The sequence below is a fragment of the Aestuariivirga litoralis genome (genome assembly GCF_003234965.1).
GTDB lineage: Bacteria > Pseudomonadota > Alphaproteobacteria > Rhizobiales > Aestuariivirgaceae > Aestuariivirga > Aestuariivirga litoralis.
In genome coordinates, this window is record NZ_QKVK01000002.1 from 239,721 (window position 1) to 251,306 (window position 11,586).

Annotated in this window: 10 protein-coding genes; all 10 read right to left on the bottom strand. The window is 67.0% G+C overall.

The window, feature by feature from the left end:
* The 10 genes from xdhC to DK847_RS05135 all read right to left on the bottom strand — a co-directional run bounded on the left by xdhC (position 1) and on the right by DK847_RS05135 (position 11,541).
* Complete coding sequence (gene xdhC, locus DK847_RS05090; RefSeq protein ID WP_111196553.1) at positions 1-903, bottom strand: xanthine dehydrogenase accessory protein XdhC; 903 nt, start codon at positions 901-903, stop codon at positions 1-3.
* Positions 900-3,209, bottom strand: a complete 2,310-nt coding sequence (gene xdhB, locus DK847_RS05095; RefSeq protein WP_204508239.1) for a xanthine dehydrogenase molybdopterin binding subunit — start codon at positions 3,207-3,209, stop codon at positions 900-902. Before xdhB ends, xdhC begins: the two co-directional genes overlap by 4 nt.
* Positions 3,209-4,675, bottom strand: coding sequence for a xanthine dehydrogenase small subunit (xdhA, locus tag DK847_RS05100; RefSeq protein WP_111196554.1), 1,467 nt, complete (start codon positions 4,673-4,675; stop codon positions 3,209-3,211). Before xdhA ends, xdhB begins: the two co-directional genes overlap by 1 nt.
* Positions 4,676-4,681: 6 nt before the next feature.
* Positions 4,682-5,029 carry a hydroxyisourate hydrolase gene (gene uraH, locus DK847_RS05105; protein ID WP_111196555.1) on the bottom strand — a complete coding sequence of 116 codons (348 nt, stop codon included), beginning with the start codon at positions 5,027-5,029 and terminating at the stop codon, positions 4,682-4,684.
* 294 nt (positions 5,030-5,323) lie between these two features.
* Entirely contained in the window at positions 5,324-6,232 is a 909-nt protein-coding gene (locus DK847_RS05110; protein ID WP_111196556.1) for a LysR family transcriptional regulator, read from the bottom strand.
* Positions 6,233-6,235: 3 nt separating this feature from the next.
* A complete protein-coding gene (locus tag DK847_RS05115; protein WP_111196557.1) occupies positions 6,236-7,483 on the bottom strand; it encodes a glycerate kinase type-2 family protein in 1,248 nt (415 codons plus the stop codon).
* A 72-nt stretch (positions 7,484-7,555) separates the two neighbouring features.
* Complete coding sequence (locus DK847_RS05120) at positions 7,556-7,966, bottom strand: universal stress protein (protein WP_111197264.1); 411 nt, start codon at positions 7,964-7,966, stop codon at positions 7,556-7,558.
* Between the two features lie 105 nt (positions 7,967-8,071).
* Positions 8,072-9,049 (bottom strand): KPN_02809 family neutral zinc metallopeptidase, encoded by a 978-nt coding sequence (ypfJ, locus tag DK847_RS05125; protein ID WP_111196558.1) that lies wholly within the window; start codon positions 9,047-9,049, stop codon positions 8,072-8,074.
* A 21-nt stretch (positions 9,050-9,070) separates the two neighbouring features.
* Entirely contained in the window at positions 9,071-10,042 is a 972-nt protein-coding gene (locus DK847_RS05130) for a 2-dehydropantoate 2-reductase (protein WP_111196559.1), read from the bottom strand.
* The gene (locus DK847_RS05135) at positions 10,039-11,541 is read right to left on the bottom strand and encodes an acyl--CoA ligase (protein ID WP_111196560.1); all 1,503 of its coding nucleotides are present in this window, start codon (positions 11,539-11,541) and stop codon (positions 10,039-10,041) included. Before DK847_RS05135 ends, DK847_RS05130 begins: the two co-directional genes overlap by 4 nt.
* Positions 11,542-11,586 lie beyond the last annotated feature (45 nt).

An 11,586-nucleotide genomic window follows, 5' to 3' on the forward strand; every position in this document is an offset into this window, starting at 1 on the left:
TCAGCCAGCGTTCCTTGCCGGCAGAATGCCGTGGGTTGCGGAGGCTGACAATGCCTCATCGAGGGTTATGAGCTGTGCGGCAACCGATACCGCAATCGCCGCTGGCAACTTGGACCGGATGCCGCCGATGCCGATGGGGCAGATCATCGCGTCGATCCGGGCACGATCCACACCTGCCTCGCGCAGCCGTCGCTCGAAACGGGCCCGCTTGGTGGCGCTGCCGATGACGCCGACATGGGCGATGGCGGGGTTGCGGAGCGCGGCATCGGCAACTGCCAAATCGAGTGCGTGGGAATGGCTCATGATGAAGGCGAGGCTGCCCTGGGGTGCCGCCGCCACGGCTGCCAGCGGATCGCCGGAAAAGCCCGTCACGTTCTGCGGCATGGCGCCGGGGAAGCTCTCGGGCCGCGGGTCAACCCAGGTGACATCGAATGGCAGGGAGGCCAAGGACAGGATCAGGGCGCGGCCGACATGCCCCGCGCCGAAGACCAGCACGGCGCGGCGGCACTCGCCGAAGTTTTCCGTGACGCCGGGCAGCCGGTTGGAGAGGGTGAAGGGACCTTCCGCCTCGCGCGCCGCCAGATCCCTGGCTTCCGGCAGCGCGGCGGCATCGAAGCTCTCGATCGCCAGCGTCACCCGTCCGCCGCAGCACTGGCCGAGGTCCGGGCCCAGCGACTGGGTGAGCATCTTGACCTGGCGTGGCGTTCCCAGCAGGCGTTGCGCCTGGGCCAGCGCCTTCCACTCCAGCGTGCCGCCGCCGATGGTGCCGTGGAAGCCGTTGCGGGTGACCACCATGCGGGCCCCCTCCTCGCGCGGCACGGAGCCCTCGGCACGCGTGACGGAGACCAGCGCACAGGTGCCCTCGCTCTCCAGCAGCCGCGCGATGAGGCTCCAGACCTTCATGCAAGCATCCCTTTTGCCGCGCGCAGGATGGCCTCCGGCGTTGCCGGCGCATCGAGCTGCGGGATCACCCCCGGCTTGAGGCTCGCCACCGCGTCGAAGATCGCCGTCCAGACGGAAATGCCCAGCATCAGCGGCGGTTCACCCACCGCCTTGGAGCGGTAGATCGTGTCTTCCTTGTTGCCCTTCGACTCGAACAGCTTCACGCGGAAGTCGGCCGGCACGTCGGAGGCGCAGGGAATCTTGTAGGTGGAGGGCGCATGGGTGCGGAGCCTGCCCTGATCGTCGAAGACCAGCTCCTCCGTGGTGAGCCAGCCCATGCCCTGCACGAAGCCGCCCTCCACCTGGCCGGTGTCGAGGCCCGGGTTCAGCGAGCGGCCGACATCATGGAGGATGTCCACGCGCCCGACCTTCATCTCGCCGGTCAGCGTGTCGATGGTGACCTCCGAGCAGGCCGCGCCATAGGCGAAGTAGAAGAAGGGCCGGCCCTTGGCCTTGGGCCGGTCCCAGCTGATCTTGGGGGTGGCGTAGTAGCCCGTCGAGGACAGCGAGATGCGGGCGATGTGGGCCTGGCGCGCGAGGTCGCCGAAGGGGATGGAGCGGTTGCCGATGAGCACGCGGCCGTCCTCGAACCTGATGCGGTTCTTCGGCACCTTCCACTGCTTCGCCGCGAAATCGATCAGGCGGTTCTTGATGGTGGAGGCCGCGGCCTTGGCGGCCATGCCGTTCAAGTCGGCACCCGAGGAGGCCGCGGTGGCCGAGGTGTTGGGCACCTTGCCCGTCGTCGTCGCGGTGATGCGCACGTCAGCCGCGGCGAGGCCGAATTCCTCCGCCACCACCTGCGCCACCTTGGTGTAGAGGCCCTGCCCCATCTCGGTGCCGCCATGGTTCAGGTGTACCGAGCCATCGGTGTAGACATGGACGAGCGCACCCGCCTGGTTGAGGTGGGTGAGCGTGAAGGAGATGCCGAACTTGACGGGGGTGAGCGAGATCCCCTTCTTCAGCACCGGGCTCTTCGCATTGAAAGCCACGATGGCCCTGCGCCGCGCGCGGTAGTCGGAGCTCTTCTCCAGAGCGGCGATGATGTCGGGCGCGATATTGTCCTCGACCTTCATGCCATAGGGCGTGGTGTCGCCCTTCACGCCATAGAGATTGGCCTTGCGCACGTCGAGCGGGTCCTGGCCCGTCCGGATGGCGATCACCTCCATCAGCCGCTCGGCAAACAGCATGCCTTGCGGGCCGCCGAAGCCGCGGAAGGCGGTGTTGGAGACGGTGTTGGTGCGAAGCCGCCGCGTGGCGATGCGGGCGGCCGGATAGAAATAAGCATTGTCCGCATGGAACATGGTGCGGTCGCAGATGGCGTTGGAGAGATCCGCCGAATAGCCGCAGCGCGCGAGGAAATCGACGTCGACCGCCGTGACGCGGCCCTTGGCGTCGAAGCCCGCGCGATAGTCGACGCGGAAGTCATGGCGCTTGCCGGTCAGCATCATGTCCTCGTCGCGGTCGAGGCGGCACTTGGCGGGCCTGCCCGTGAGGCGTGCGGCCAGCGCCGACAGGCATGCCCATTGCGCCGCCTGGCTTTCCTTGCCACCGAAGGCGCCGCCCATGCGGCGGCACTCGACCGTCACCAGCGCTGCCGGAATGTGCAGCATGTGGGCGACGAGGTGCTGGACTTCGGACGGATGCTGCGTCGAGCAATGCACGGTGACCGCGCCATGCTCCTCCGGCACGGCGAGGCTCACCTGGCCTTCAAGATAGAAATGCTCCTGCCCGCCGATGCGGAAGCTTTCGGAGACGGAGTGCTTTGCTGCGGCGATGGTCCTGGCCGGGTCGCGGCGCAGGAACTGGTAGGGCTCGCCCACATCGCTGGTTTTCGCCGCCAGCGCATCCTCGACGGTGACGGCGGGGGTTTCCGCCGCGATCTCGACCTTCGCCAGTTTCGCGGCGCGGCGTGCGGCCTCGCGGGTGTCGGCCACCACGGCGAAGATCACCTGGCCGTGGAACATGATGCGGCCATCGGCGAGGATCGGGTCGCCGCCGAAGACCGGCGCGCAGTCGTTGAGACCCGGCACGTCCCTCGCGGTGAGCACGCGGATGACGCCCGGTGCGGCGATGACGGCGGAAAGGTCGAGCGCCTTGATCTTGCCCAGCGCGCCATCCTTGGCGAAGCCGGGATAGACATGGACGAGGCCCTCGGGCTCGCGCATGTCGTCGATATAGGTGGCCGCCCCCTGCACATGGAGTTCGGCACTGTCATGCGCCAGGGTGCGGCCTACGGTCCTGGTTTCGATCATGCGGCGGTCAGCCATCACGCCACCGCCTTGCGGTTCGCCAGCACGCGCGTTTCAGCGGCACCGGCCAGTTCCAGCAGTGCCTTCCTGAGAAGGCCTTGCGCCACCTCGATGCGATAGGCGGCAGAGGCGCGCATGTCGGAGATGGGCTGGAAGTCCTTCGCGAGTGCTGCGATGGCGGCGTCCCACGTGGCAGGCTGGTCCAGCGAGACACCCTGAAGTGCGGCTTCCGTCTCCCTGCCCCGCTTGGGCGTGGCCGCCATGCCGCCGAAGGCGATGCGGGCGGCGGACAGCTTGCGGCCCGCGAGCGTGAAGCTGAAGGCGGCCATGACGGCAGAGATGTCCTGGTCGAAGCGCTTGGAAATCTTGTAGGCGCGGAAAGCCTCGTTGGGCTTCAGCTTCGGCACGTCGATGCGCCAGACGAGCTCGCCGGGCTTCCGGTCCTGCTTGCCATAGGCGATGAAGAAATCCTCCAGCGGCAGCGAGCGCTCGGTGTCTCCATGGCGCAGGGTGAGCGTGGCGCCGAGTGCGATGAGCATCGGCGGCGTGTCGCCGATGGGCGAGCCATTGGCGATGTTGCCGCCCACGGTCCCCGAGGCGCGCACCTGGGTGGAGCCGAGGCGGCGCAGCACCTCCGCGAGGTCCGGATCGATGGCGGAGAGCGCAGGTGTCGCCTCCGCATAGGTGGCCGCCGCGCCAAGTGTCACGCGGTCTTTGCCATCCTCAACCTTGTGCAGATCCTTCACGCCGCCTGTGAGGATGATCTTCGGCAGCTGCCGCATCTGCTTGGTGATCCACAGCCCGACATCGGTGGCACCCGACACGATGGTGGCGTCCGGGTTTTCCGCCGCGAGCCGTGCCAGCGTTGCGGCCTGTGCGGGCCGCGCGATGAAGCTCTCGGCGCTGCCGACGAAAACATCGGCACCATCATCCAGCGCCGCGAGCCGGCGCGCCGCTTCCTTCGCACCCTTGGCCCAGCGATCCGCTGCCTTGCCGGTGCAGCAGGCCTGGGCGGCGTCGATGATGGGGCGGTAGCCGGTGCAGCGGCAGAGATTGCCGGCGACGTGGGTGGCGATCTCGTCCCGCGTGGGGGCGCCACCCTGCTGGTAGAGCGTGAAGAGCGACATGACGAAACCGGGCGTGCAGAAGCCGCATTGCGAGCCATGCGTGTCGACCAGCGCCTGCTGCACCGGGTGCAGCGTGTGGCCATCGGCGAGGTCGTCGACCGTCACCAGCTCCTTGCCATCCAGCTGGCCCACGAGCAGGATGCAGGCATTGACCGGCTCGTAGACGAGCTTGCCGTGCTTGAGCGAGCCAACCGCCACGGTGCAGGCGCCGCAGTCGCCCTCGTTGCAGCCTTCCTTGGTGCCGCGGGCGCGTTCGTCGAGGCGCAGGTAATCGAGCACCGTGCGCATGGGCGGCACGTGCGTGAGCTCCACGATATGGCCGTTGCGCAGGAAGCGGATGGAGGCACGGGTGGTCACGAAGGGTCAGCTCCCTCTGTAGGTCGAATAGCCATAGGGCGAGAGCAGCAGCGGCACGTGATAATGCGCCGCAGCATCCGCGATGCCGAAGCGGATGGGGATCACGTCGAGGAAGGCGGGCTCGGGCAGCTTCGTTCCGAGGTCGCGGAGATAGGCTCCGGCATGGAAGCGCAGTTCATATTTCCCGGCGGCGAAGTCGGCGCCCTCGAGGATCGGGCCATCGGCGCGGCCGTCGGCATTGGTATGGATGGTCTTGAGGGGGGTGGCTTCGCCCAGGCGGAAAAGCTCGATCTTCAGACCTGCCGCGGGCTTGCCCGAGGCGGTGTCCAATACATGCGTCGTCAGGCGGCCCATGCGCGCTCCGTTCCTCTGCTTTCCCCTTGGTTCGGGCTCTCGTGGCCCTGATTGGGGAAAAAGCTAGCATCGCGCGCGCGTTCGCAAAAGCAGAATAAAGGACACGGAGTGTGCGGATTCTGCGATGTATGAGGGGTTTGTCCCATGGCATTTCCCTCCCCCTTGTGGGGAGGGATGAAGGGTGGGGGTGGCGCCGGGTGACGGCTTACTTGAAATCTGGTTCCTGCATCACCCCCACCCCTGCCCCTCCCCACAAGGGGGAGGGGAAATTGACGAGGCCCGGTGTCGCTGCCTCTAAAGCTTGCGCAGATACTGCTGCACGATCTCCATGAATGCCTCCACCGTGGGCCGCGGGCCCGCCCCGGCGCGGGCGACCAGCCGCAGGCGGTCGACCGGGAGGCGCTTGTCGGAGAGGGGGACGAAGACCAGCTCCCCGGCTGCAAGCTCGCGCTCGATGCCGATCACCGTCTGGAAGGCGATGCAGCTGCCGCGGCTGGCGAGCGACGCCATGAGGCGGAGCGAGTTGCATTCGAAGGCGGGCCTCACCTTGCGCGCGGTGGGCACGCTGTCGAGAATGGCGCGAAGGCTGAGTCCCGCCGAGGGCCAGGCCAGCGGATGCTCGGCACACTCCGCCAGCGAGAGCTTCCTCACCCTGGCCAGCGGATGGTCCGGCGCCATGATGGCGCCCAGGTCGAGGTCACGCGAGGCCAGCGCCTCCAGACCGTCGAGCGAGGACGGGTTGAAGGTAAAGGCGAGCTCCGCCTGGTGCTCGCGCACCAGCTGGGTGACGGCCTCCGACCCCGCCACGGTGACCTGCACCTGGATGCCGGGATAGGCATCCATGAAATGCTCCAGCATGTCCGGCAGTACAGCGGCCGAGACGCTTTCCACCGTGGCGATGCGCAACAGGCCGCGCGTGAGGCGGCGCAACGCCGCCAGCTCGTCGAGCGTGTTCTCGTGGCTCTGTGCGGCGCGGCGGAGCCCGTTCAGCAGGATTTCGCCCGCAGGCGCCAGCTTCAGGCCACGGCCCGAACGGTCGAAGAGGCGGTTGCCGAGGGCCGATTCCAGCAGGATCAGCTGGCGGCTGATGGCGGAGGCCGCAACATTGAGATCGCGCGAGGCGGCGCGCACCGAGCCCAGCTCCGCCACCGCCATGAAATAGCGGTAGGAAATGGCGATCAGCGCGGGTTCGCTCTTGGCCAAGGCTTACCTGATCAGGATGCCGCGGAAGTCGTTGACGTTGGTGTGGGTGGGGCCGGTAATCACCTGGTCGCCCAGTGCCTCGAACAGTGAATGCGCATCATTGTTCTCAAGGAAGGCCATGGGATCGAGGCCCAGCGCGCGGGAGCGGTCAAGGCTCGTCGGGTCGATCACCGCGCCGGCGATCTGCTCCATGCCGTCGATGCCGTCCGTATCGCCGGCGAGCGCCGTGATGCGTTTGTCGCCGCCCAGCGCGATGGCCAGCGCCAGCAGAAACTCGACATTGCGCCCGCCCCTGCCCTTGCCGCGCACGGTGACGCCCGTTTCGCCGCCTGAGAGCAGCAGGCAGGGCTTCTGCGCCGGCGCGTCGCGGTCGGCGATTTCGAGCGCGATGGCGGCATGGACCTTGGCCACCTCGCGCGCCTCACCCTCGATGCGATCGCCCAGATAGAGCACGTTGAGGCCAAGTGCCTCTACCCTGGCGCGCACGGCGCGGAAGGATTCATGCGGCGAGACGATGACGCGCGTCTCGATCGATGGGCTGAGGATCGAGCGGTCCTCGTCGGGGCTGTTGAGCCAGGCCGCGATCGATGGCGGCACCGGTACGCCATAGCGCGCGAGGATGGCGCGTGCGTCCTTCTTGCGCGTCGGGTCCGGCACGGTGGGGCCGGAGCCGATGATGGCGGGATCGTCGCCCGGCACGTCGGAGAGCGCCAGCGTCCAGATCGCCGCCTTGCCCGCCGCGCGCGCCAGCCTGCCGCCCTTCACGGCGGAGACCTGTTTCCGGACGCAGTTGAGTTCGGCGATGTTGGCGCCGCATTTCAGCACCGCCTTCACCAGCCCGAATTTCTCTTCGATGGTGATGCCCGGAACCGGCTTCGACATCAGCGCCGAGGCGCCGCCGGAGATGAGCGCGATGAGGAGATCGTCGGGGCCGAGCGTCGATGCGAGGGCCAGCGCCTGTTCCGCCGCGGCGAGGCTGGTTTCGTCCGGCACCGGGTGGCGGCCATGGACGAGCTTCAGGCGCTTCAGGTCATGTGCATAGCCGTGGGGGGCGATGACGAGGCCCTCGAGCGGGCCGTCCCAATTGTCTTCCACGGCCTTGGCCATGGGCACGGCGGCCTTGCCCACCGCGATGACCACGCTGCGGCCCCTGGGCCTTTCGGGAAGGTTGCGGATCACCGCCTTCACCGGATTGGCGGCTTCCACCGCGGCATCGAAGAGGCCGCGCAGGATTGTCCTGTCGTCAGTCACGTAAAGCGAACTCCCTGGCTCATGGCCTTTTGCGCCATGCCAGGGAGATGCACAAGTGAGCCTATGGCTGGATCAGCGGGCGACCAGCACGCTGCAGTGGGCGCGGCCCGCCACGTCGGCGGCGACCGAGCCGAGGACGAGGCGGGAGACGCCGCGCTTGTCGCCGGTGCCGACGACGATCTGGTCGTAGCCGTTTTCCTCCGCATACTGAACGATGGCGGCGGCGGCCTCGCGGCTCCTCAGCGCCAGTTCGTCGACATGCGTCACGCCCATCTTGCGGGCGACGGAGGCGGCGGCGTCCAGCACCTTCTTCACGTCATCGTCTTCCATGGTGTAGATCAGCGGGCCACGGCTTCCGCCATGCGCCACGTTGACCACGCAGATCGACAGGTGCGCGCCAAGCTTCTTGGCCATTTCTGCGGCGATCTCGACGGCATGCGCCGAATGGGCCGTGCCGTCCGTGGCACAGAGAATCTTCTTCATCTTCACTCCCTCCATCTCATCACGATTTCTAGCTGTCGCGGATGATTAGGGAGGATACTGCCGCGAAACCTTGATTTCGGTCAACAATCAGGCACGCCTGCGAAGCTACAGGTTATTCGCCGAGAACGTGTCACAATCCTTCAGGCTCTGGGCATTGAGGCCCTTCTTGAACCAGTTCACGCGCTGCGCGGAGCTGCCATGCGTGAAGGATTCCGGCACCACATAGCCCTGGGACTGCTTCTGCAACCGGTCGTCGCCGATGGCGGCCGCCGCGTTGAGACCCTCCTCGATGTCGCCATCCTCGAGGATCTTCGCCGAGGCATTGGCCTCCTGCGCCCAGATGCCGGAGAAGCAATCGGCCTGCAGTTCCATGCGCACGGAAAGCGCATTGGCCTCGGCCTTCGAGGCGCGCATGCGGGCCTGCTGCACCTTGTCGGCGATGCCGAGCAGGTTCTGCACGTGGTGGCCCACCTCGTGCGCGATGACATAGGCCTGGGCGAAGTCGCCCGGCGCACCCAGCTTATTCTTCATGTCCTGGTAGAAGGAGAGGTCGATATAGACCTTCTGGTCGGCCGGGCAGTAGAACGGCCCCATGGCCGCCTGGGCATTGCCGCAGGCCGACTGCACGAAACCGGAGAACAGCACGAGCTTCGGCTTCTGGTAATTGCTGCCGAGAATTTCGCCCCACACCCGGTTGTTGGAGCCAAGCACGCGCGCCACGAATTCCTTGCCCGCGTCGGAATTGGCCGAGGGGACATTGGGGTTCTGCAGCCCGCCGCCGGAATTGTCCGTCACCTCGGTGCGCTTGTCGGGGAGGGTGTACTGGGTGTCCTGCCCGCCGCCCGGAACCGACATTCCGCCGCCGTTCAGCACCTGGAGGAGGTCGAGACCGAACACGAACTTGAAGATGAAGTAGAGGACGATCAGGAACAGGATCGTCTTGAAGCTGAAGCCGCCGCGCCCCATGCCGATCGGGATGTTGACGCCGCCGCGCCGCCCGCCACCCGGAAAGCCGAAGCCGCCGCCCTGGCCGCGCCGGTCCTCGATCGAGTCATAATCGGGCTTTTCATTGTCGAGGCGCATGGCGGCCGTCCTTAAATCGTCTCAGGGTTGTCGGCTGCGGAATTTGCAGAGATCATAGACCAATTGCAAGCTCGGCGTGCCGATTTGAACGATGCGGCCAAGCTCGATCACAACTCCAAGCAATGCATCGAGTTCCGTGGGGCGGCCTGCCTCCACATCCTGCAACATGGAGGTGCGGTGGGCACCCACTTTGGCCGCCATGTCCATGCGTTCGTCGGCGTCGACGGCAAAGCTGATGCCCAGCCTCTCGGCCACGGCGCGCGCCTCCTCCATCATGGTGCGGATGACGCGGCGGGTGCCGGGGTCGGTCGCAAGCTCCTGCAGCGTGCCAAGGGTCAGCACGCTCACCGGGTTGAAGCTGAGGTTGCCCCACAGCTTGAGCCAGATCTCGTTCCGGAGGTTCGGCCGCACCGGGCTTTTCACGCCGGCCGAGGTGAGCAACCTGCTCAGCACCAGCGCCCGCTCCGTCTTCTCGCCGGTCGGCTCGCCGATCGGCATGCGGTCGCCATAGTGGTGCGCGATGACTCCCGGCGCCTCGATCTCGGCGGCCTGCCAGACGACCGTGCCCAGCGCGCGCTCCGGCCCGATGCGGTTCCAGATCACGCCACCCGGATCGACGCTGTCGAGCCGTGTTCCTTCGAGAGGCCCGCCGACGCCGTGGAAGTACCACCACGGAATGCCGTTCTGCGCGAAGAGGATGGCCGTGTCCTTGCCGATCAGCGGCATCAGCTGGTCGATGACGCCGGCGAGCCCATGCGCCTTGAGCGTGAGGATGATGTAGTCCTGCGGGCCCAGCTCCTTCGGGTCTGCGGTGACGCGCGGGTGCACCACATGGGTCTCGCCATCCTGCTTCAATGTCAGGCCATTGGCCTGCATTGCGGCCAGATGCGCGCCGCGGGCGACGAGCGAGACGTCCGCCTCGCCCTTGATTGCCAGCCTGGCGCCCACATAGCCGCCAATGGCACCAGCACCGAAGACGCAGATCCTGGTCATGCCAGCCCCAGCTTCTGGGCAAGGCCGATGCGCTGCAGCTTGCCGGTGGCACCCTTGGGGATCTCGTCGAGGATCATGATCTTCTTCGGCACCTTGAAGGCGGCGAGCCTGCCATTGGCGAAGTCCTGCAGTTCGCGCTCGGTGACAGTCTTGCCCTCGCGCAGCACCACGGCCGCGGCAACCTCCTCACCCAGCTTGTCATGCGGCATGGCGAAGGTGACGACCTGCGCCACGGCCTCGTGCTCCATCAGCACTTCATCGACTTCCATCGGCGCGATCTTCTCGCCGCCGCGGTTGATGATCTCCTTCAGGCGGCCGGTGATCTTGAGGTAGCCGTCCTCGTCCATGAAGCCCTGGTCGCCGGTGTGGAACCAGCCGAAGGCGAAGCCCGCCTCGTTGGCCTTGGGGTTGTTCTCGTAGCCCGGCGTCACGTTGGGACCGCGGGTCACCACCTCACCCTCCTCATGCGCCGACAGGATGCGCCCGTCGGGCGCCATCACCGCCACCATGGGGCCTGCCGCACAGCCCACGAAGCCTGGCTTGCGCTTGCCCGGCGGCAATTGGTTCGACGTCATCTGGTGGGCATTCTCGGTCATCGCATAGGCCTCGATGACGGGGCAGCCGAAGGCTTCTTCCAGCGCATGGAACACCGGCACGGGGAGCGAGGCCGAGCTCGAACGAATGAAGCGCAGCGGGTTGGCCCTGATGATCTCGCCATTGCGCTCGGCGCGGGACAGGATCGCCTGGTGCATGGTGGGCACCGCCGTGTACCAGGTCGGACGCGCCTCCTCCACCTGCGCGAAGAACTTCAGCGCATTGAAGCCGGGCGTGGCGAAGACCGATCCCCCGGCAGTAAGGGTTGCCAGCACCGCCGCCATCAGGCCGTGGATGTGGAACAGCGGCATGATGTTGAGGCAGCGGTCCTTCTCGGTCAGCTGCAGCGTGTTGCGGATGTTGTTGGCTGAGGCCAGCAGGTTGCCATGGGTGAGCGGCACGATCTTGGGACGCGAGGTGGTGCCCGAGGTGTGAAGCACCAGCGCGATGTCTCCCTCTTCGGCATAGCCCTGCACCGAGGGCGGCGCGACGGCGTCACCCGAAATGTTGAAGGCGCCGGCCTCCGGCCCCGGGGTCAGCGTCAGCACCGGAATGCCGAGCCGCTGCGCCGCAGCGATCGCAGGAGAGGTGCTGCCCTCCTCCACCAGCAGCGCCTTCGCCTTGAGGTCGTCCATGTAGAAGCGGAACTCGTCCTCGCGATAGGCGGGGTTGAGGGGGGCCGCCGTCACCGCGCAGGCTGACGCCACGAAGGCCGCCGCCATGTCCGGCCCGTTGGGCAGCACGATGGCGAGCTTGTCGTTGCGGCTGAGGCCGCGCCGCCTGAGAGCGGCGAACACGTCCTCCGCCAGCGCGGAAAACTGGCCATAGCTGAGGGGCTCCCGGCCGGAGGCGAGGAGGGCGGTGTCGCCCGGCAAGCGGGCATCGAGGAGGCTCTTCAGGATCATTCCGGCAGTCTGCCCATTTGGAGAGCGCCGTCAACGCCGTGCAAT

What these genes read in the sequence shown, in the direction of transcription:
- xdhC (WP_111196553.1), bottom strand. Translation starts at nt 903, where the DNA reads ATGAAGGTCTGGAGCCTCATCGCGCGGCTGCTGGAGAGCGAGGGCACC.
- xdhB (WP_204508239.1), bottom strand. Translation starts at nt 3,209, where the DNA reads ATGGCTGACCGCCGCATGATCGAAACCAGGACCGTAGGCCGCACCCTG.
- uraH (WP_111196555.1), bottom strand. Translation starts at nt 5,029, where the DNA reads ATGGGCCGCCTGACGACGCATGTATTGGACACCGCCTCGGGCAAGCCC.
- DK847_RS05120 (WP_111197264.1), bottom strand. Translation starts at nt 7,966, where the DNA reads ATGAAGAAGATTCTCTGTGCCACGGACGGCACGGCCCATTCGGCGCAT.
- ypfJ (WP_111196558.1), bottom strand. Translation starts at nt 9,049, where the DNA reads ATGCGCCTCGACAATGAAAAGCCCGATTATGACTCGATCGAGGACCGG.
- DK847_RS05130 (WP_111196559.1), bottom strand. Translation starts at nt 10,042, where the DNA reads ATGACCAGGATCTGCGTCTTCGGTGCTGGTGCCATTGGCGGCTATGTG.
- DK847_RS05135 (WP_111196560.1), bottom strand. Translation starts at nt 11,541, where the DNA reads ATGATCCTGAAGAGCCTCCTCGATGCCCGCTTGCCGGGCGACACCGCC.